Source organism: Aeromonas sp. 130281, assembly GCF_056642115.1.
Map to the genome: position 1 here is coordinate 202,901 of NZ_JBWVQS010000005.1, position 20,429 is coordinate 223,329.

21 protein-coding genes, 1 tRNA gene and 1 other RNA gene are annotated in these 20,429 nt (G+C 62.6%); 7 read left to right on the plus strand and 16 right to left on the minus strand.

Annotated features, from left to right (window positions below; all coding sequences use genetic code 11):
• Nucleotides 1–28: 28 nt before the first annotated feature.
• The 11 genes from nuoC to mepA form a co-directional block, all read right to left on the minus strand.
• Entirely contained in the window at nt 29–1,834 is a 1,806-nt protein-coding gene (gene nuoC, locus AC1IN8_RS14805; protein WP_406569485.1) for an NADH-quinone oxidoreductase subunit C/D, read from the minus strand.
• 2 nt (nt 1,835–1,836) lie between these two features.
• Complete coding sequence (locus AC1IN8_RS14810) at nt 1,837–2,511, minus strand: NuoB/complex I 20 kDa subunit family protein (protein WP_025327215.1); 675 nt, start codon at nt 2,509–2,511, stop codon at nt 1,837–1,839.
• A gap of 29 nt (nt 2,512–2,540) precedes the next feature.
• The gene (locus tag AC1IN8_RS14815) at nt 2,541–2,945 is read right to left on the minus strand and encodes an NADH-quinone oxidoreductase subunit A (protein WP_025327214.1); all 405 of its coding nucleotides are present in this window, start codon (nt 2,943–2,945) and stop codon (nt 2,541–2,543) included.
• Nucleotides 2,946–3,203: 258 nt separating this feature from the next.
• The gene (locus AC1IN8_RS14820; RefSeq protein WP_162519115.1) at nt 3,204–4,082 is read right to left on the minus strand and encodes a flagellar motor protein MotB; all 879 of its coding nucleotides are present in this window, start codon (nt 4,080–4,082) and stop codon (nt 3,204–3,206) included.
• Nucleotides 4,057–4,815, minus strand: coding sequence for a flagellar motor protein (locus tag AC1IN8_RS14825; RefSeq protein WP_025327212.1), 759 nt, complete (start codon nt 4,813–4,815; stop codon nt 4,057–4,059). The genes AC1IN8_RS14820 and AC1IN8_RS14825 overlap by 26 nt, the downstream gene beginning before the upstream one ends.
• A gap of 436 nt (nt 4,816–5,251) precedes the next feature.
• Nucleotides 5,252–5,380, minus strand: a non-coding RNA gene (locus tag AC1IN8_RS14830) — RtT sRNA.
• A 56-nt stretch (nt 5,381–5,436) separates the two neighbouring features.
• Nucleotides 5,437–5,524 (minus strand) — tRNA-Ser (locus AC1IN8_RS14835).
• 268 nt (nt 5,525–5,792) lie between these two features.
• A complete protein-coding gene (locus tag AC1IN8_RS14840; RefSeq protein WP_139439743.1) occupies nt 5,793–6,410 on the minus strand; it encodes a TPM domain-containing protein in 618 nt (205 codons plus the stop codon).
• A 22-nt stretch (nt 6,411–6,432) separates the two neighbouring features.
• Nucleotides 6,433–7,167 carry a TPM domain-containing protein gene (locus AC1IN8_RS14845; RefSeq protein ID WP_479759396.1) on the minus strand — a complete coding sequence of 245 codons (735 nt, stop codon included), beginning with the start codon at nt 7,165–7,167 and terminating at the stop codon, nt 6,433–6,435.
• Nucleotides 7,164–7,769: a LemA family protein gene (locus tag AC1IN8_RS14850; protein WP_162519308.1), complete on the minus strand. Its 606-nt coding sequence runs from the start codon at nt 7,767–7,769 to the stop codon at nt 7,164–7,166. The genes AC1IN8_RS14845 and AC1IN8_RS14850 overlap by 4 nt, the downstream gene beginning before the upstream one ends.
• A 42-nt stretch (nt 7,770–7,811) precedes the next feature.
• Nucleotides 7,812–8,555, minus strand: coding sequence for a penicillin-insensitive murein endopeptidase (mepA, locus tag AC1IN8_RS14855; RefSeq protein WP_139439333.1), 744 nt, complete (start codon nt 8,553–8,555; stop codon nt 7,812–7,814).
• Between the two features lie 164 nt (nt 8,556–8,719).
• On the opposite strand from mepA, the gene AC1IN8_RS14860 reads away from it, so the two are divergent.
• Together AC1IN8_RS14860 and AC1IN8_RS14865 are read left to right on the plus strand one after the other, a co-directional pair.
• Entirely contained in the window at nt 8,720–9,262 is a 543-nt protein-coding gene (locus AC1IN8_RS14860; protein WP_319912427.1) for a hypothetical protein, read from the plus strand.
• 211 nt (nt 9,263–9,473) lie between these two features.
• Entirely contained in the window at nt 9,474–9,752 is a 279-nt protein-coding gene (locus tag AC1IN8_RS14865) for an RNA recognition motif domain-containing protein (protein WP_162519307.1), read from the plus strand.
• A gap of 76 nt (nt 9,753–9,828) precedes the next feature.
• Here AC1IN8_RS14865 and AC1IN8_RS14870 read toward each other — a convergent pair whose 3' ends face one another.
• Entirely contained in the window at nt 9,829–10,728 is a 900-nt protein-coding gene (locus tag AC1IN8_RS14870) for an aldo/keto reductase (protein ID WP_202045918.1), read from the minus strand.
• A gap of 178 nt (nt 10,729–10,906) precedes the next feature.
• Between AC1IN8_RS14870 and AC1IN8_RS14875 the strand changes: the two genes are divergently transcribed.
• The 3 genes from AC1IN8_RS14875 to ltaE all read left to right on the plus strand — a co-directional run bounded on the left by AC1IN8_RS14875 (nt 10,907) and on the right by ltaE (nt 13,196).
• Nucleotides 10,907–11,314 (plus strand): XRE family transcriptional regulator, encoded by a 408-nt coding sequence (locus AC1IN8_RS14875; protein ID WP_111913373.1) that lies wholly within the window; start codon nt 10,907–10,909, stop codon nt 11,312–11,314.
• 71 nt (nt 11,315–11,385) lie between these two features.
• Entirely contained in the window at nt 11,386–12,093 is a 708-nt protein-coding gene (locus AC1IN8_RS14880) for a Rossmann-fold NAD(P)-binding domain-containing protein (protein ID WP_479759399.1), read from the plus strand.
• Between the two features lie 86 nt (nt 12,094–12,179).
• Complete coding sequence (gene ltaE, locus AC1IN8_RS14885; RefSeq protein WP_319912425.1) at nt 12,180–13,196, plus strand: low-specificity L-threonine aldolase; 1,017 nt, start codon at nt 12,180–12,182, stop codon at nt 13,194–13,196.
• Between the two features lie 67 nt (nt 13,197–13,263).
• Here ltaE and AC1IN8_RS14890 read toward each other — a convergent pair whose 3' ends face one another.
• The 4 genes from AC1IN8_RS14890 to AC1IN8_RS14905 form a co-directional block, all read right to left on the minus strand.
• A complete protein-coding gene (locus AC1IN8_RS14890; RefSeq protein ID WP_042650276.1) occupies nt 13,264–13,695 on the minus strand; it encodes a PAS domain-containing protein in 432 nt (143 codons plus the stop codon).
• A gap of 110 nt (nt 13,696–13,805) precedes the next feature.
• Nucleotides 13,806–14,828, minus strand: a complete 1,023-nt coding sequence (locus AC1IN8_RS14895) for a response regulator (protein ID WP_139439326.1) — start codon at nt 14,826–14,828, stop codon at nt 13,806–13,808.
• Nucleotides 14,829–14,874: 46 nt separating this feature from the next.
• Nucleotides 14,875–15,819 (minus strand): LysR family transcriptional regulator, encoded by a 945-nt coding sequence (locus AC1IN8_RS14900; protein WP_202045912.1) that lies wholly within the window; start codon nt 15,817–15,819, stop codon nt 14,875–14,877.
• 77 nt (nt 15,820–15,896) lie between these two features.
• The gene (locus tag AC1IN8_RS14905) at nt 15,897–16,598 is read right to left on the minus strand and encodes a DUF2982 domain-containing protein (protein WP_139439587.1); all 702 of its coding nucleotides are present in this window, start codon (nt 16,596–16,598) and stop codon (nt 15,897–15,899) included.
• Between the two features lie 169 nt (nt 16,599–16,767).
• Between AC1IN8_RS14905 and AC1IN8_RS14910 the strand changes: the two genes are divergently transcribed.
• Nucleotides 16,768–18,708, plus strand: a complete 1,941-nt coding sequence (locus tag AC1IN8_RS14910) for a putative bifunctional diguanylate cyclase/phosphodiesterase (RefSeq protein ID WP_162519326.1) — start codon at nt 16,768–16,770, stop codon at nt 18,706–18,708.
• A 154-nt stretch (nt 18,709–18,862) separates the two neighbouring features.
• On the plus strand, nt 18,863–20,425 hold the full coding sequence (locus tag AC1IN8_RS14915; RefSeq protein WP_042650274.1) for an AbgT family transporter: 1,563 nt from the start codon (nt 18,863–18,865) through the stop codon (nt 20,423–20,425).
• The last annotated feature ends 4 nt before the right edge of the window (nt 20,426–20,429 follow it).

Consider the following 20,429-nt stretch of genomic DNA (forward strand, 5'->3'; position numbering starts at 1 on the left):
TTCGCCCCGTCGGCCGGGGCGAGAGGACTCAACGATCCACATCTGACATAACGAAATCGATACTGCCCAGGTAGACGATGAGGTCCGACACCATCTGGCCGCGGATCACCGAGGGGATCTGCTGCAGGTGGGCAAAGCTCGGGGTCCGGATCCGGGTCCGGTAGCTCATGGTGGAGCCGTCGCTGGTCAGGTAGTAGCTGTTGACGCCCTTGGTCGCCTCTATCATCTGGAAGGACTCGGCGGCCGGCATCACCGGGCCCCATGACACTTGCAGGAAGTGGGTGATCAGGGTCTCGATGTCCTGCAGGGTGCGCTCTTTGGGGGGCGGCGTGGTGAGCGGGTGATCCGCCTTGAAGGGCCCCTCCGGCATGTTCTTCATGCACTGCTCTATGATGCGCATGCTCTGGCGGATCTCCTCGATGCGCACGGTGGCACGGTCGTAGGCATCCCCGTTGCTGCCCACCGGCACCTCGAACTCGAACTGATCGTAGCCGGAATAAGGGCGCCATTTGCGCACGTCGAAGTTGAGGCCGGTGGCCCGCAGACCGCCCCCCGTGGTGCCCCAGGCGAGCGCCTGCGCCGTGTTGTAGGCGGCGACGCCTATGGTGCGACCGCGCAATATGCTGTTGCGCATGGCGGCCTTCTCATACTCCATCAAGCGTTTGGGCAGCCAGCTCAGCAGGTTGTCCTGGATGAGGCGGGCCCAGCCGGTGGGCAGATCGTGGGCCACACCGCCGATGCGGAACCAGGCCGGGTGCATGCGGGCGCCGGTGATGGCCTCGATGATGGTGTAGATCTTCTGCCGGTCGGTGAAGGTGAAGAAGACCGGCGTCATGGCCCCCACGTCCTGGATGTAGGTGCCAAGGAACAGCAGGTGGCTCTGGATGCGGAACAGCTCCGCCATCATCACCCGGATCATGTCGACCCGGTTGGGTACCTTGATCCCCGCCAGCTTCTCGACCGCCAGCACATAGGGCAGGTTGTTCATCACGCCGCCCAGGTACTCGACCCGATCGGTGTAGGGGATGTAGCTGTGCCAGGACTGGCGCTCGCCCATCTTCTCGGCACCGCGGTGGTGATAGCCGATGTCGGGCACGCAGTCGCGGATCTCTTCCCCGTCGAGCTGCAGCACTAGGCGGAAGGCGCCGTGGGCCGAGGGGTGGTTCGGGCCGAGGTTCAGGAACATGTAGTCCTCGTTCTCGTTGCCACGGGCCATGCCCCACTCTTCCGGCTTGAACAGCAGGTTGTCCTGCTCCTGATCCTGCTTGACCGCATCGAGCATGAAGGGATCGAACTCGGTGGCGCGGGCCGGGTAGTCCTTGCGCAGCGGGTGTCCCTGCCAGCTCTTGGGCATCATGATGCGGGTGAGATGGGGGTGACCGTCGAAGGTGATGCCCATCAGATCCCAGACTTCCCGCTCGTACCAGTTGGCGTTGGGGAAGTGGCGGCTGACGGTGGGCAGGTGCAGATCGCTCTCCATCAGCGGCACCTTCAGCATCACGTCGGCGTTACGGTCGATGGAGATGAGGTGATAGAAGACGGTGAAGTCGCTGCCCGGCAGGCCGTGGCGATGGCTGCGCATCCGCTCGTCGGTGGCGCTGAGATCAAACAGCATCACGAAGGGGGAGGGGAGCTTTTGCAAAAAGCCCATCACGTCCAGCAGCAGATCGCGGGAGAGCCAGATCACCGGCACCCCGGTACGGGTGCTCTGTACCGTGAAGCGCTCGGCACCGAAGTGGGCGAACAGCTCGCCGACCACCTGGGCATCGGCGTGATCCGCCATCTGCCCCTGGGCCATGGTGTAGTTGCTTGGGAATTCTCGAGTCAGTTTCATGATCAGATCTCATCCGGCGTGCGCAGGTTGGTGACTTGGATGCGCTCTTCCCGCTTGCGATCCTTTTCGGCCTGCATCTGGGGACGGTAGATCCCCTGATCACCCACCACCCAGGAGAGGGGGCGGCGCTCCTTGCCGATGGAGTCCTGCAGCAGCATCAGGGCCTGCAGGAAGGCTTCGGGACGGGGCGGGCAGCCCGGGATGTAGACGTCGACCGGCAGGAACTTGTCCACCCCCTGCACCACGGAATAGATGTCATACATGCCGCCCGAGTTGGCACAGGCGCCCATGGAGATGACCCACTTGGGTTCGAGCAGCTGTTCATAGAGGCGCTGGATGACGGGGGCCATCTTGATGAAGGGGGTCCCGGCGATCACCATGAAATCCGCCTGACGGGGCGAAGCCCGGATGACTTCGGCGCCGAAGCGGGCCACGTCATGGGGGGAGGTGAAGGCGGTACACATCTCCACATAGCAGCAGGAGATGCCGAAGTTGTAGGGCCAGAGGGAGTTCTTGCGGCCCCAGTTGACGGTGTCTTGCAGCACCTCTTCGAGGCGCCCGATCATGATGCCGCGGGTCGCCTGCTGCGCCAGCGGGTCATCGACGGTCTGGCGCTGTTCCTGGGGGTAGCGCTCAACGGGCGCATCCGGGTCAATCCGGGTCAGGGTGTACTTCATGGTGCAACCTCAAAGGGATAATCGGTAAATCAGTCTGGCTTCTTGTCAGTCAGGACGCGTTTCTTCGGGGCCCAGTCGAGGGCACCGATGCGCCACAGGTAGATGAGGCCTACCAGCAGCAGGGTGATGAAGATGGTGGCTTCGATGAAACCGACCCAGCCGCTCTCCCGAACGGAGACGGACCAGGCGAAGAGATAGAGCGCCTCGACGTCGAAGATGACGAAGAACATGGCGACCAGGTAGAACTTGGCGGAGAAACGCAGACGGGCATTGCCGACGGAATCGATGCCCGATTCGAAGGGCCTGTTTTTGGCACGGCCATAGGCTCGTCCCCCCAGCAAGGCCGCGACGCCTATCATGGTCAGGCAGATGCAGATGGCCCCAATGACGTAGACAGCAAAGGCCCAATGCTGGACAGCAATATCAGCAAACATAGGTGTTTTCCCTAACCGAATTAATCATGTGACTTAACAAGGATGCTACGTATTATGCCAGTTCCATACTGATTTACATGTCATTTCAAAGGATTAATTATTAATCAACGGGAGGAAAATCGCGTTTTGCTAGCGGGGTCAATTTTCTCATTTGAGAATCATTTTCAATTGCTTTTACGTGGTGGGGAAAACAGCCGATCTGCTTGAGAAATAAACTAATCGGCAAAACGAAAGACCCCGCATGGCGGGGTCTTTTCATCAGGGGGGGAGGAGGGGAAGGGCTTGCTCAGCCGCCTTGCCCTGGGAGAGCACTATCTCCACCCGGCGGTTGGCCTGGCGATGGGCCGGGGTGTCGTTGGCAAAGCGGGGCTGGGTGTCTGCCACGCCCTGGGCGATGACGCGCCGCGAGTCCAGCTTGGGGTTGGTGAGCAGGGTATGGACTATGGTGGCCGCCCGCAGCACCGACAGTTCCCAGTTGTTGCGATAGAGCTCCACCGGCGCCTGGGAGTTGTCGGTGTGGCCGGTGACCACCACCATGCCCGGAATATCGGCCAGCACGTCGGAGACCTTGTTGACCAGGGGAATGAACTGGGGCTGCAGGAAGGCCGAATCGGCCGGGAACAGGGTCTTCTCGCCGATGCGGATCACCAGCTGGCTGCCGAGCTGCTCCACCTCGATCTCCTTGGACTCAATCTGGCTCTTGAGCTGCTGATCCAGCTTTTGCTTGGTGAGGGCGGCCCACTCCTGCTCCTTGGTCTTGTGGGGCCATGACTCGGTGGCACTGGGTTTCTCCGAGGCGCCTATGGTCTCGTTGAAGGGATCGGCCGCGGCGGCCGGCGCCTGGGTGTCCAGTACCTCCTCCTTCTGGGAGGTGCCCGGCGTGGTCTTGGACTCCGGCTCCAGGATGCCGGTCCCCCCCTGCATCACGGGAGAGCCGGCGGGCAGAGAGATGAGGCCTATCTTGCCAAGAGACTCGATAAAGCCCTGGATCAGCACCCGGGTCTCCGATTGCTTGGCCATGGCGAAGGAGTAGAGCACCACGAACAGGGCAAACAGCAGGGTCATGAAGTCGGCATAGGAGACCAGCCAGCGCTCATGGTTCTCCGGTGCTTCAGCCTTTTTCTTTTTCGCCACCATGGCCTCCGAGGTAGGGTTCAAGGGTCACTTGCAGCCGCTGTTGCGACTCGCCGTCCACTATGCAGAGGATGCCGGTCAGGGTCATCTCCTTGTAGTGGCGGATCTGGTGGGCGAAGCCCTTGTAGCGGTTGCCAAAGGGCAGGAAGATCAGGTTGGCGGCGCCGACCCCGTAGATGGTGGCGATGAAGGCCACCGCGATGGCGCCACCGAGCTTGTCCGGCGCATCCAGCAGCCCCATGGCGTGAATGAGGCCGAACACGGCCCCGACTATCCCCATGGTCGGGCAGTAGCCCCCCATGGCTTCGTAGAATTTGACGGTCTGCTCGAGATCTTCCTGCTCGAACTCGATCTCGTTTTCCAGCACCTCGTGGATCTTGGTCTTCTCGTAGCCATCCACCATCATCTGCACCCCTTTTTTCAGGAAGGGATCCTTGATGTCATCGATCATCCCCTCCAGTGCCAGCATGCCGCTGCGCCGGGCGTTGCCTGCCAGGGTCTCCAGCAACTGGGCCTGCTCCAGCATGTCGAGGCGCAGGGGAGAGATGAGCCACTTGAAACGCTTGAAGGTCTTGCCAACCACGGAGAAGGGGAATTGGGTCAGGGCGGCACCCACTGTGCCCCCGATCACGATGAGAAAGGCGGGGAGATCGAGCAGGGCGCTGGGGTGTCCCCCCTCGATGATGTTGCCACCCAGGATGGCAGCCAGGGCCAGCAGCAAACCAATAAGACTCATTTGTCCATATCCCTATGCGTTGTGTGTGGCTAGTGTAGTCATTTAACTATCAGTTTTTCAAAACGAAATACAATCGGTGAGCAATATTCGGAGGCAGACCGGCACGGGTTCATCCTCCTGTGTCGGCCCGAGCTGCGGGATCATGAGGGCTGGCGGGTGCCTGCATGGCAGCAAACGGGCGTGTGGGGCTTTGGTGAAGTGGAGAGAGATTGCGCCAACGGCTCGGTGATGAAAAAAGAGTGACGGGCGAGGAGTGGTAGTGGAAGCCGGCACTGTGTAGCGGTGGGTCGGGATTGACTCGCGCTCACCCTGCGGGCAGCCTTCGGCTGTCCAAGGGGGCTGTCCTGCCCTCTTGTCGAACCAGGGTCCGAACCGAGCCGCCCATCACCGGATAAAGTAAAAGGGCCTGTCTTGCGACAGGCCCTTTTACTTTATTTGGCGGTGAGGGAGGGATGATTCGCCACTGCGTGGCTCACCCCTTCGGGGCGGCCTCTGGCCGTTCATCGCAGCAAGCTGCTCTGCTCGAACCCGGCGAGGCTTCTCACCCTCCCTCCATCGGCATCGGGTGTTCTTATGCCACCAGATGCAAAAAACCGACCCTGAGGTCGGTTTTTTATAATTTGGCGGTGAGGGAGGGATTCGAACCCTCGATACGTTGCCGTATACACACTTTCCAGGCGTGCTCCTTCAGCCACTCGGACACCTCACCAAATTTTTACTTCTTTGAAGTGGCTTTCGGAGCACGCTGCGCGTGCTTACTTACCGACTTCGTCGGTGGGCAGCCTCTCGGACACCTCACCAAATTTTCGACTGCTGTTTAACGTGTTCAATCACCACGTCGTTCGCTGCACCGTTGCGCTGGAACGGGGCGTAATTTAGGGGAAAGCTGACTCGGGGTCAAACACTTTTCCCCTTATTTTTCAGAATCTTTATCGAATGCCTATCCCTTGCACAGAATGCCGGTTTTTTAAGCCGCCTCAGGGTTTGTCCAAAATGATCAGGCTGTCGGGCAACTCGTTTTGATCCCGGGTGGCCGGAAACGCATCGGTCAGGATGGCGCTGGTGCGATCCACGCACTCGAGGAAGCCCTGTTCCACCTCCTTGTTGCGCACCCGCACCACGAAGTCGTCGATGATCTGCTGCCACAGCGCGTTGTCTATGTGCTGGGCGATGCCGTCATCCACCAGGATCTCCACATAGTGCTCCGCCACCGAGACAAAGATCAGCACCCCGAGCCGGTCGCGGGTGCGGTGCAGTCCCTGCTCGACAAACTGCAGGCGGGCCATCAGGGCCGCCCTGTGCTGACGCACTTTTTTCGGGATCAGCCGCATCTTGATGGGGGTCCAGTGGAACAGCAGGCTCAGCAGCAGCCAGACCGACCACTGCACCAGCAGGATCTCGTACCAGCCGAGCCAGAAGCCGAGCTGGAACACCAGCAGGGGAGTGAGCATGGCCAGCAGCGCGGCCCAGAGGGTCGGAATGTAGCGGTAGCCATCGCTGGCGGGGGCCAGCACTGTGACCAGCTCGGCGTCCGTGGCCTGCTCGGCTTGTCGTACCCTGGCCTGCAAGGTGTGATAGAACTGTTTTGAAATCATTGTCTTGTCTCTTGCTCCCTGATTACCAACCACCGGAGGCACCACCGCCCCCAAAACTGCCACCACCGCCACTGAAACCGCCGCCGCCCCCAAAGCCACCGCCGGAGCGTCCGGCGCCGAAACCGCCGGCCATGTAAGCGGCGCGGCGCCGGCCGCGACCACCGCCGCCACCGCCTCCCCGCAGGTTGTGCAGCACTAGCATCACGACCACCACCAGGATGAAGAGCCAGGGGCCGCCGAGCTTGTCTTCCTTGCTGGCGTTGTCCACCGGCTGGTATTCCCCGGCCAGGGCCTGCATGATGCCCTGGCTGCCAGCGACCACGCCAGCCACCATGTCGCCGCGCTTGAAGGAGGGCAGGATCCGGGTCTGGATGATGTTGGCGGCGATGGCATCGGGCAGGGCGCCCTCCAGGCCATAGCCCACCTCGATGCGCACCTTGCGCTCATCCTGGGCGATCAGCAGCAGCACGCCGTTGTTCTTGCCCTTCTGGCCTATGCCCCAGTGGCGGCCGAGCTGGTAGCCGTACTCCTCTATGGTCTCCCCATCCAGGCTGTCGATGGAGACCACCACCAGCTGGATGCCGCTGCGTTTCTCGAAGGCGGCCAGTTGCTGGGTCAGCTGGTGGGCCTGCTTGCGTGACATCAGGGCCGCCTCATCCACCACCCGGCCGCTCAACGTCGGAAAAGCGGGGGCGGCGTGCAGCGCCGCCGTCCAGAGCAGCAGCAAGGGGAGCAGCGCGCGCAGCATCATCGTCATTGGAAGCTGACCTTGGGCGCCTCATCGGCACCGGGTTTGGCGCTGAAGCTGGGTTTGGCCTCGAGATCCGAATAGAGCAGCTTGGACCAGATGACCCCCGGGAAGGTGCGGATCTCGGTATTGAACTGGCGTACCGCCTCTATGTAGTCGCGCCGCGCCACCGCGATGCGATTCTCGGTGCCTTCCAGCTGGGCCTGCAGGGTCAGGAACTGCTGATCCGCCTTCAGATCCGGGTAGCGTTCCACCACCACCATCAGGCGGGAGAGGGCGCTTGAGAGCTGATCCTGGGCCGCTTCAAAGGCCTTGAGCTGGGAGGGATCGCTCACCTGCACGCTGCCGACCCGGGCACGGGCATCGGTGACCGCTTTCAGGGTCTCCTGCTCGTGGCTGGCGTACCCCTTGACGGTGGCCACCAGGTTGGGAATGAGATCGGCCCGGCGCTGGTACTGGTTCTCGACCTGCCCCCAGCTCGCCTTGACCTGCTCATCCAGGGTGGGAATGTTGTTCATGCCGCACCCGGTCAATCCCAGCAGCAGGGTGAAAGTCAGCAGGCACTGGGTGGCCCTGTGCCGGAGTGAAGTGGCCATCTTGTTGTTCTCCATTGAAATTTCTGACGGATATCGGCTCACCATAGCAGCTTGTGGTCAGCCCTCACAACGCTTCGGCAAGACGGGGGCTCGGTAGCTCATGGAGACCTTGGGCAACTGGGGCTTGTCCTTGAGCCAGGAGGCCAGCTCGGCATCGCAGCCGTTGCCGGGGGGGATGGGGGCTTGGGGCTGGCAATCCGGGCTGTTTGCCGGGCAGCGCAACCTGACGTGAAAGTGGCTGAAGTGGCCGACCCAGGGGCGCAGCTTGGCGACCCAGGGTTCATCGGCCGCCCGTTTGCACACCTCGGCCTTGATGACGGGGTTGACGAAGATGCGCGCAACCTCGGGCTTGTTGGCGGCGAGGCGCAGCAGATTGAGCTGCCGGGGGCCGAAGCGGCCGGGCAGCATACGGTAGCTGGGCTCGTCGATCAGCGCCCACTCCTTGGGGGCATCCTGCTCCCACTTGCTGATGGGCCTGTCGGCCATGCGAAACCAGATGTCGGCATCGAGGCCGGTCTGGTGGCTGCGATGACCGGAGGTGAAGGGGCCGCCCCGCGCCATGGCGAGATCGGCGATATAGAGATCCGGCATGCCGGCCAGCCTGGTCTGGTTGGCCAGGCCCTGCAGGTAGTGAATGAGATCGGGGTGACCGTAATAGCGCAGCCGCTTGCTGCGGATCACCTGATAGCCGGGCCCGGTCAGCGGCAGGGCCACGGCATTCTTAAGGCAACCGGCCGCGTAGCCGCCGATGGCTTCTGCATAGAGGGCGCTGGTGGTGAGCAGCAGGGCAGTGGCGAACATGGAACTCCTGAAGATGGCGGGCTCAGACAGCCCCAAGCATACCAAGAGTTGCGGTTGGCCGTCATCCGTGCTGCCGCGCCGGTTGCAACCCATGGGCGGGCTCGCGCACAATGCGGGCCAACACCGATGCGGCAGGGCCGTTTCCATCATGTGAGGAGGATGAGATGAGAGTCAGTGAACTGGCATCGCAGGGGGGAGTGAACTGGCTGATGCCCCCGGCGCGGCGCTTCTACGGGGTCATGATCTGCCTGTTGCTGGCGAGCCTGGGGACTGTGGTGGCCGCGCTCTTGCTGGGTTATCCCGAGATGGGGCTGCTGCCCTGGGTCGGTCTGGTGTTTGGCGGCATAGTGCTGGTGATGATGGTGTTGCCGCGCAACTGGCAGCGCTGGCGGTTGGCGGAGCTCGCCTGGGACGACCATCACCTCTATCTGCTCAACGGTGGCGAAGACAGGGCCCTGGCCCTGCCGAGGGCGGCACTGGTGGGCATAGAGCGAGATCGCAAGGTGGGGCACGACGGTCAGTGGCTCGACTTCAGCCTGGATCTGGGGCTGGATGGGGAGGCCCTGGCCGACGCCACCGCCTTGCTGGGTCTGACCCGGGAAGGCACCCATGAGGTGGCCCCCGGCGTCTATCGCTTCGGTTTTAAACGGGCCTGGCACAGCCGCCGCGCCCTGAGCCGGTTGTTGGCCGCGCTGCAGCCAGCCTGACTATTTTCTCGACAATCTATCGCAAAGCTCAGATACTCCCTCTGATTCGAATTGATCTTTCCTGCTCCGATAGTCCAAGAGATCAACGACTTGGGCCTCGAGGCAGGGAGTGCCACGGCATGATGCCATGGCTGGTCCGGCAGGGGGGTTGTGCCCTTACTCCAGGTCGGTGGATGCATAGAGAAGGCACCTTGAATCGAGAGTGGATGGCATGAAGATTTACGTAGGTAATCTGTCGTACCGGATGACGGCCGACGAACTGACAACCGTGTTCAGCCAATTTGGGCAGGTAGACAAGGTCGATATCATCATCGATCGCGATACCGGTCAGTCCAAGGGGTTTGGCTTCATTGAAATGCCTGTCAACGGGGATGCCGAGAAGGCCATCGCCGAGTTGCATGGCACCGAAATAGGTGGCCGGACCATCACAGTCAACCAGGCCAAACCGAAGACAGATGCACCTCGTGGTCGCCCCCAGCGCCATCGTTGAATCGTCTCGATAACGAAAAACGGCATGGAGCAATCCATGCCGTTTTTGTTTGCCTCCCGCTCAGTGGCGGGCGGGATCAGGGCACATCGTAACCCAGGGCGGCCTTGCGGATGCGGAACCACTGCTGGCGGTTGAGCACGATGGACTCCGCCGCCACGGCGGCGGCGATCCGCTCCCGCTTGCCCGAGCCGATGAGCGGCAGCGGCTGGCTCGGCAGCATCATCACCCAGGCGTAGACCACCTGCTCCAGGTGCTGGGCCCCCACCTCCTGGCGGATCTGCTCGAGCTCGGCTCGCAGCGGGGCATAGGCGGGATCGTTGAACAGCCGTCCGCCACCGAGGCAGGACCAGGCCATGGGCTTGATGCCCAGTTGTTGGCACTGATCCAGGGCGCCATCCAGCGTCCCTTCCTGGTGCAGCGGCGAGATCTCCAGCTGGTTGGTGACCAGGGGAAAGGGCAGGCGTGATTGCAGCAGATTGAACTGGTGGGGGGTGAAGTTGGAGACGCCGGCGTGCTTGATCTTGCCCGCCTGCTTGAGGCTGATGAAGGCCTCGGCCACCTCGTCGGCATTCATCAGAGGGTCGGGGCGGTGGATCAGCAGCAGATCCAGGTGATCGGTGCCGAGCTTTTGCAAGGAGGCCTCGGCGCTGGCGACGATGTGGCCCTTGCTGGTGTTGTAGTGATTGAGGGCGTGTTCCGGCTTGGCGGTGAGGGCGATGCCGCACTTGCTGACAATCTCCATCCGGCTGCGCAGGGAGGGCTCCAGACGCAGGGCCTGGCCGAAGGCCTCCTCGCACTGGTAGCCGCCGTAGATGTCGGCGTGATCTATGGTGGTGACCCCGAGATCCAGGTGGTATTTCATCAGATCCAGCAGGGCGGCCGGGGAGAGTTGCCACTCCATCAGGCGCCAGTAGCCCATGATGAGGCGGGAGAAGGTGGGGCCTTGATGGTGCAGGGCAAGACGGGATACGGACATGGTGACTCCTCTACGGATAAAGAGACGGACAAAAAAAGGCAGAATCAATGCTGCCAGCATCTTGGTCTCTTCTGGCGGACAAGGCAATAATGCCCCCCTCGCGAATTCGAACTATGGTTCTGACCGATAACGGTGCCCGGGCGCAGAGGCGGGCCAGAAAGACGATGGAGAGGTGGTGATGGAAGGATTTGCCGCCAGGCTGCAGAGCCTGATCGGGGAGGGCAGCGTCAGCGCCTTCGCCCGCAAGGTGGGGCTGAGTGAGGCCCTGATCCGCAAGTATCTGAAAGGGGCCGAGCCCGGCCTTGGCAAGGCGAACCAGATCGCCATGGGGGCGAACTGCTCCCTAGAGTGGCTCGCCACCGGCTGCGGTTATCTCTACCGCCAGGCCGAGGTGGTGGACAGGGACGCGCTGGCGGCGGCGGGGGCGTTGGTGCAGGAGACGCTCCCCGGCCAGCCGCTGCCGGACGAGCAGCACCTGGTCACCCTGCTCGCCTACTACCAGTTCCTGCGCAGCCACAAGCAGGCGGACGGTTTCCTGGATCTGGCGCGGGCGCGGGAGTTCGGCCGTCATCTGGCAGAGGCCTGAGGCCGCGGGCCCCGGCAGGGCGCCATTCTTCTGATACCCTCTAAGCAATGGACAAATCCAAGGACACACAGATGAGTTATCTGATCCTGGGCAGTGGCGGGTTGGGGGGGGCCCTGGCCCACGAACTCGCCAGACGTGGCGAAGAGTGGTTGCTGGCGGGCAGACAGTTGCCCAAAGGGCTGGATCCCGCCTGCTATTTCCCGTTGCAGGAGGTGGACCCGCTCTCCTTCGAGGCCCTGTTCACCCTCTATGACGCCACCACGCTGCCGACTGTGGTGATCAACACCATAGGCCTGCTGCACGATCTCAATCACATGCCGGAGCGGCGGGTGGAGGAGGTAAGCCCCCAGTGGCTGGGGGAAAGTCTGCAGGCCAATGCCTGGCCCCACCTGGCCCTGGGTGCCAGCCTGAGCCGGCTCATGAGCCCCGAGAGCCGGCTGTGGCTCTGCTCTGTCTCGGATCTGGCGGGCAGCCTGGGGACCGGCAACCTGGAGGCCGTCGGGCGCTACAGCTACCGGATGAGCAAGGCGGCCCTCAACATGGGGGCCAGGATCCTGGCCGCCGAGTGGGCCGAGCGCTTCCCCGGCGCCGGCGTCATCACGGTCCACCCCGGGCTCATGGACACCCCCATGCAGCAACCCTTCCGGCAGGGGCTTGACCCCGCCCTGTTGCAGGATCCCGCCCTGGTGGCGCCGCAGTTGCTGGATCTCCTGGCCTCGCTGACCCTGGCGCACTCCGGCCGCTTCGTGGACCTGCGCGGCCAGCCGCTGCCCTGGTGAGCCGCCGGGCTCACATTCCCGCCCCCCATCCCTTGCCAGCATGGTGCCGGCTGGTTAATGTCATGCTCCTGCATCAGGAGGATGACATGCGCTATATCGATTTACGAAGTGATACCGTGACCCAACCCACGGAAGCCATGCGCCAGAGCATGCTGCACGCCGAGGTGGGCGATGATGTCTACGGGGAAGATCCCAGCATCAATGCGCTGGAGCGTCGGGGTGCCGAGCTGCTGGGCAAAGAGGCGGCCCTGTTCGTGCCATCCGGCACCATGTCCAACCTGCTGGCGATGATGAGCCACTGCCAGCGCGGGGAGGGGGCTGTGCTGGGCTCCGCCTCCCACATCTATCGCTACGAGGCGCAGGGCTCTGCCGTGCTGGGCTCTGTGGCCCTGCAGTCTGTTCCCATGCAGGCCGACGGTACCCTGGCGCTGAGGGACGTGCGGGCCGCCATCGCCCCCGATGACGCCCACTTCGTCCAGACCCGGCTGGTGTGCCTTGAAAATACCCACAACGGCAAGGTGCTGCCGCTGTCCTACCTGCGCGAGATGCGCGATTTTGTGAATGAACACGGCTTGCTGCTGCACCTGGACGGGGCCCGTCTGTTCAATGCGGTGGTGGCGAGCGGCGAGCCGGTCGCGGCCATAGCGGCCCCCTTCGACAGCATCTCCGTCTGTCTCTCCAAGGGGCTGGGGGCGCCGGTCGGTTCATTGCTGGTGGGCTCCCATGGCTTCATCGCGCGGGCCAGACGGCTGCGCAAGATGCTGGGGGGCGGCATGCGTCAGGGGGGGATCCTGGCCCAGGCTGCGCTGTTTGCCCTGGATCAGCACGTCACCCGGCTGGCGGACGATCATCGCCGTGCCAGGCGCCTGGCTGAGGGGCTGGCCTCCTTGCCCGGTATCTCGCTCAATATGGAAGAGGTGCAGACCAACATGGTGTTCCTGCGCCTGACCCAGGGAGATCCCGCCACCCTGCTCGGCTTCATGAAGGAGCGCGGCATCCTCTTCTCCGGCTACGGGGAGCTGAGGCTGGTGACCCATCTGCAGATCACCGATGACGACATCGACGAGGTAATAGATGCCTTCACCGAGTTCCTGAACGGCTGAGGGTGATCGGCAAGCATGAAAAGAAGGGCGCCTGATGGCGCCCTTCTTGTGTCTCTGTGCCGAGGGCTCATCCCTGGCGCTGGCCCGTGATCAGCATGGCCTCGTCGGTGGCGTCGTAGATCATGATGGCCAGATGGGTGACCTCGCCGCCGAAATCGGCCAGGGGCACCAGGGTCAGGTTCTGGTACATGTGGGGGGCCGAGCCCGTGATGGGGCGATAGTTGGAGAAGCGCAGCAGATAGGGGCGCTGCTCCCAGGTGCTGAAGGCGCGGTTGTTGAGCTTGAACACCATGTTTGCCTTACGCTCCAGCCAGGCGCGATCCACGTCGGGGAAGAGGTCGAACAGCACCTGATCGCGCACCTCGCCGGCCAGCCGGCCGCTGTGGCTCTCCATGAAGCCGTTCCATACCTGTACCCGGTAGCCCTTGTCGAGCACGACCAGCCCCACGTCCAGGTTCTGGACTATGTTCATCAGCCAATGAAATTCCCGGATTTCCATGGTCACTCCTGGTGCCTGAGTCTGTGTTGTTGATGCTGGCGATGGGATCACCGCTAGAGCATATGCATGAACTCGTGATTGATGCTGGCGATGGGATCACACCACTAGCGCTAGAGCATATGCATGATCTTGTTGTTCATGGTGGCGATGGAGTCTTCGGTAAACAGCAGCAGCAGGTCGCACTGCACCGCATAGCCCTGCACCCGGTAGTTGATCTCGATGGCCAGGGTGCGGCGCCAGCGGCTCTGGTTGGTGCGAATGAGATCTCTAATGGGTCTGTGCTGACCGAGCACCACGGGGTGGCCCTGGCTGAAGGGGGTGTCGAGCTGGTTGGCGTAGCCGCGCAGGAAGGCCCCGATCAAGACGTTGGCGGTATCCATCAAGAGCTCCAGCTCGGCGTTGTGATCCAGCACCCCCTGATGGTTCATCAGGCGTGCCAGATCCTGGAAGCTGGCATCGTGAAACAGCAGCAGCGCCTCGCCGGCGATGCCGGCCCCGATGAAGCCCTGGCAGACGGCGGAGAGGGTGTCCGACTCGGCGGCGGCCGAGAGGGCCATGTGCAGCTCGGAGACCTCCAGCACGTTGACGTTGGGGATGGGCAGCACCACGAAGGCATCCAGCAGGCGAGCCAGCAGATCGGCCCCCTGGCCCATGGCGACGTTGGCGAGCTCCTGATAGACATCCCGCAGCTCGGGGGTGAACTGAATGGTGCTCTCGAGGGGGGCGTGACCGGCGGTGGCAAGGGCGGGGGCGGCGGCCGGCTGGGGCGCCGCTTGCCACAGGCCGTGGCGGCCGAGCAGGGCGAGCAGGCTCTCGGGCGAGGCCGGCTTCTTGATGAAATCGAGGGCCCCGAGGGCCATGACGCGGGCGTGGGCTTCCGGCTGGATGTCGCCGGAGACCACGATCACCTTGCTGCGCAGTCCCTCGCGCTTGAGGGTCTCCAGCACGCCATAGCCGTCCATTTCCGGCATGGTCAGATCGAGAAAGATCAGATCGCCGTGGCCCATCAGGATCTGCTCGACCCCTTCCAGGCCGTCAGCGGCCTGGTGCAGGGTGACATTCCAGCCGGCAGGCAGGGCGCGCATCAACTGCTTGCGAGCGAACCCCGAGTCATCACATATCAATACATTCATAGTGTTAGCTGACCTGTGCAACGAGGATTGCGCTAAGTGTGGGCGATCAACCGTCAGATGCAACGGGCAGCGGCATGGCCGGCAAAAATTGATCGTCCCGCTGATGATGGCGATAGCGTGCAGAGTATTTCTCGACGAAATCGGCAAACATCTTAACACGCAACGGCGTGAACTGGGGCTGGCATTGGAGCATGTAGAAGGGGCGCTTGCCCGACTGCCAGTCCGGCAGCACGGCGACCAGCTGCTCGTCCTGCAGGAAGGGGTGCACATAGTGCAGGGGGGCATTGACGATGCCGAGGTGGCGCCGGGCCGCCCGCACCGCGGCCTGGGTCTGGTTGACGTTCAGGCGCGGTGTCCGCTTGATCTGCACCGTCTGTTGATCCCGACCGCTCAGCTGCCAGTGCTGGTGGGGCCAGCAGTAGATGAGATCGTGCTCTTCCAGCTGGGCCGGGTGGGAGGGGATGCCCATCTTCTCCAGATAGAGGGGGGAGGCAAACAGGCCGTACTCGATGTGGCCGAGGCAGAGGGCATTGGGCAGGGTCTGGGAGAGCTCGCCGTTGAAAAACACCAGATCCCTGTCCTGATCGCAGAGGGGGGCGTGGTCATTGGTCTGGCTGATGTCGAACTGCACCCCGGGATAGCGCAGACCGAAGTCTGCCAGCATGTCGACCAGGATGGTATTGGAGAGGGCGATGGGCGCGGCGAGGCGGATGAGGCCGCTGATGTCCCTCTCCTGGCCCTGGATCTCGCCGGTCGCCTGCTCGATTTCGGCCAGCGGCGTGCACAGGCGCTCGTAATAGCGCAGCCCCTCGTCGGTGAGGCGCAGCTTGCGGGTGGATCGGTGCAGCAAGGCGCACCCGAGCTGTTCTTCCAGTTGTGAGATGCGTCGACTGATGGTGCCGGTCGGCATGCCCAGCGCGGCGGCGGCGTGGGAGAAACCGCCCTCTTGCACCACCTTGACGAACAGATAGAACTCTTCGATGTACTTCATAAGCGGCTTAGGGGGTGTTTGTAACAAGCCAGTGACCTTATGAAGAGTCGCCAGGCTTGGCAAGCGCAATCCGGCGTTTAATTGATCTGGATTAGATTCGACTCGCGCTGGTACTGATTGAGCAGATGGACGAAGTCGGCGGGGGGGCGATCCAGGCTGTTGTCCGGCACCAGCAGATCATAACCCAGCAGATCCCGCAGTCTGGCCATGCGGTTGCCCAGCATGGCGATCACCCCATCGTACTGCTGGCCAGAGGGGGAGCGAAAGCGGCTCTCCTCCAGCAGCCCCTCGCCCAGCAGACCGCTGCCGCAGCCTCCGGTGAGACAGTCGGGACGCTCGCTGTTCATGGCCTGCAACAGCACGGCGCGCTGCTCGGTCAGCAGGCGAACGGCCAGCCTGGGTGTGATCAGCGTCAAGAAATCGTCGTAATCCTTAATCTTCAAACCAATGTAGGGCAGGGGCACCAGATCCCACCCTAAATGGATACGTGGCTGGTCAATTCGCTGAATATTTCTCCATTTCAGGATCCAGCCACCGTACTTATGGTGATATTGCAGACAATCCTGACACAGAGAGAGACTAAAATGAGGCTCAGCCAGTTTCAGCGCCCCGACAAGAATTGTCATCAGACCCGTCAGCAGGAGGAAGATGACCGGCATTAGTAGTTGTTCAGGAAAGAAAAAAAGTATAAAAATCATAGTAATGGTTATGACCATGCCCAACAGTACCAGTGTGAGCCCATTTCTTCTGACCATGGGGATCACATGTAGCGTTTTCATATGATTTCGGCCCTTTTTCAGCTGCCTGTTTCCAGATTATGGGTCGGAACGGATTTTGTACCAGCACGGACGCGTTTGCCAAAGACGGATCCAGGCTGGTTCTGCCATGAGCTTTCAGCATGAATCATCACGCAACATGAATACGCTAGACGAACGCCTGCTTACCGCAATGGACGTGCTCCATACGCCCATCTGGGTCTATGACATCCAGCGTCACCACATTTACTGGGCCAATGGCTCCGCCCTGGGATTGTGGGAGGCGAGCTCCCTGGCCGAGCTGCAATCCCGCGACTTCTCGGCCGACATGGCCGCCGCCATCGATCTGCTGTTGCAGCGTTATCTCGGTGATTTTCAACAGGATCGCAGTTACAACGAGTGGTGGACCCTCTCCCCCAAGGGGGTCAAAAAGCAGGTCTATCTGCGCCTCTCCGGCATCCAGCTCGCCGGGCGCCAGATGATGATGACGGAGGCGGTCATCGATGCCGATACCCTCTATCAGGAATCCTCCCTCGCCACCGGCGACACTTTGGCCTGCCTGTTCGACAACGAGGGGGGCCTCGAGAGCGGCAACCACCACTTCGACATGTGCTTTGGCACTGGCATCACCCGGCTTGCCCAGGTCTTCTCCGGTGACGACGAGGCCTTCTACACCCGGCTCTCCCGGGTGGGAGAGGTGGTGGCCGAGGGGGAGTGCCGGACCCGGAAGGGGATGCGCTGGTTCCAGTATCAGTTCCGCCACATCCAGCAGGGGGCCCGGATCCTGCTGACCATGCGGGACATCACGGATCGCAAGCTCGAGGAGCTGGAACACCGTCACCTGGCCTGGCACGACTCCCTCACCGGCCTGCTCAATCGCTACGGCCTGATGAAGTCCCTCGAGGCCTATTGCGGCCTGGGGGGGCGCTTTGCCCTGGTGTTCATGGATCTGGACAACTTCAAGCTGGTCAATGACAACTATGGCCACAAGGCGGGGGATCGCCTGCTGGAGCGGGTGGCCGGCCGGCTCAAGCAGATCTGCCCGCGGGACGTGGAGCTGGCGCGCCTCGGTGGGGACGAGTTCACCGCCCTGGTGCCCCTCGGTCAGGCCAGCGAGCGGGCGCAGGAGGTGGCGGATCTCATGCTCTCCCAGATGAGCAAGCCGCTGCAGCTGAGCGGGGTGCCCGAGGTCACCATAGGCGGCAGCATCGGCATCGCCATCTATCCGGACGACGCGGACGACGGGGACAATCTCATCACCCGCGCCGACATGGCCATGTACCAGGCCAAGCAGATGGGGCGCCTGCGCTGGCAGCGCTTCACCCCCAGCATGCAGCAGAGCCTGCACCGCAAGCTCACCCTGAAGCAGTTTCTGGCCAAGGCCGTCGGCCGGGGGGAGCTGAGCCTGCGCTATCAACCCCAGGTGGACGTGGCCCAGGGGAAGCTCATCGGTCTGGAGGCCCTGCTGCGCTGGTACAACCCAGTGCTCGGGCACGTTTCGCCGGCGGAGTTCATCCCGCTTGCCGAAGAGATGGGGCTTATCCGTGAAATCGGGAGCTGGGTGCTCGCCACCGCCTTGGCCCAGATGGGGGAGTGGCAGCGTCAATGGCAGGTGCGGGTGCCGGTCTCGGTCAACCTCTCCGGCTTCCAGCTCTCCGCCTCCCTGCCGGGGCAGGTGGCGCAGCAGCTCAGGGAGTCCAATGTCGAGGCGGGCCTGCTGACCCTGGAGCTGACCGAAACCGTGCTGATGCTGGACATGAAGGGCTGCATCGAGATCCTCGACGCCCTGAGCGAGCAGGGGATCAAAATCGCCATCGACGACTTCGGCACCGGCTACTCCTCGCTCGCCTACCTCAACCGCCTGCCCATCGACACCATCAAGCTGGATCGCTCCTTCGTGGTGGGGCTGAACCTGCCGGTGATCCGGGCCACAGTGGCCATGGCCACCAGCCTGGGGCTCGGGATCCTGGCGGAAGGGGTGGAGGACGAGCACGAGCTGGCGGCCCTGCGGGCCCAGGGCTGTCACGTCTTCCAGGGATTCCTGTTCAGCCCCCCCATGACCCCGGAGGAGGTGGCGGCGGCAGGCTTCGGGATCCGCTGCAAGCTTGGCCACTATCCGCTGGCAAGTCGTTGAGATCCTTGCCGATAAGTGTGCGGCATCTCCCATTTCAGGAGCGTGACATGCCAAATTAAACATAATTAATCGAATTTTTGTCTCATATCATGGGATTCATTAGACGTTATCGCTAGTATGCGCGCTCATTCCTTGGTAATGGAGTATCACCATAATGAGTCAAGCCGCAGTGAACGAGCGTCCGGCCAGTCCCAATGGCTGGTTGAACCGCTTCCTGAACGGGGTCGAGAAGGCGGGCAACAAGCTGCCGGATCCCGCCATGTTGTTCCTCTATGCATTGCTGATCGTCTGGGTCGGCTCCTGGATAGGCTCCCAGTTCTCCTTCGATCTGGTCAATCCCCGCACCGGGGAGGCCGTGGTGGTCAACAACCTGTTGACCGGGGCAGGGCTGGCCGAGTTTCTCGCCAGCATGGTCACCACCTTCACCGGCTTTGCGCCCCTTGGCATAGTGCTGGTGGCCATGCTGGGGGTCGGGGTGGCCGAGCAGTCCGGCTTCATCAACACCGGCCTGAAGAAGTTGCTCAAGGTCACCCCGGCGCGCTTCCTGACCCCCATGCTGATCCTGGTGGCCATCGTCAGCCATACGGCGGCAGATGCGGGCTATGTGCTGGTGATCCCCATCGGCGGCATCATCTTCCATGCGGCGGGCCGTCACCCGCTGGCGGGCATAGCCGCGGCCTTTGCCGGGGTCTCCGGCGGCTTCGCCGCCAACTTCCTCCCCTCCGGCGGGGATGCCCTGCTGCAGGGGTTCACCCAGTCGGCGGCCCAGCTGCTCGACCCCGACTACATGGTCAACACCCTGTGCAACATCATCTTCACCGGTGCCTCCTCCCTGCTGATCATCTGCGTGGGCTGGTTTGTCACCGAGAAGATAGTGGAGCCGCGCCTCAAGCAGGTGCCCCTCAACGAGGATCTGGAGAGTGCCGACGAGATGGGGCGCTACAGCGCGCAGGAGAGCCGGGCCTTCAACTGGGCCGGGTTTGCCATGCTGGCGGCCGTGGTGCTGCTGGGGCTGGCCCTGTCCCCGGACGACTCGCCGATGCGGGCACCGGATGGATCGCTCACCACCTTCGCGGCGCCCGTGATGAAGTCCATCGTGCCCCTCATCTTCCTGCTCTTCATCCTGCCCGGCATCGTCTACGGCTTCGTGGCGGGGAGCTTCAAGAGCGGCAAGGATGTGATCGATGCCATGTCGGCCACCATGAACAAGATGGGCTCCTACATGGTGATGGCCTTCTTCTGCGCCCTCTTCATCAAGGCGTTCGGTGACTCCAACCTGGGAACCCTGCTGGCCCTCTCCGGCGCCGAGGTGCTCCACGCCCTGGCACTGCCGGGGGAAGTGACCATAGTCGGCATGATACTGCTCACCGCCAGCGTCAACCTGGTGGTGGGGTCGGCCTCGGCCAAGTGGGCGCTCATCAGCCCCATCCTGGTGCCCATGCTGATGGCGGTGGGGATCTCGCCGGAGCTGACCCAGGCCGCCTATCGGGTAGGGGATTCCGCTTCCAACATCATCACCCCGCTGATGGTCTTCTTCCCCCTGGTGGTGGTCTACTGCCAGCAGTATGTGAAGAGCACCGGTATCGGCACCCTGGTCTCCATGATGCTGCCCTACTCCCTGGCCTTCCTGGTGAGCTGGACCTGCTTCCTGCTGCTCTACTGGGCGCTGGGCTTCCCGCTCGGGCTGCAGGCCCCCTATGTCTATCCTGCCCCCTGAGGGT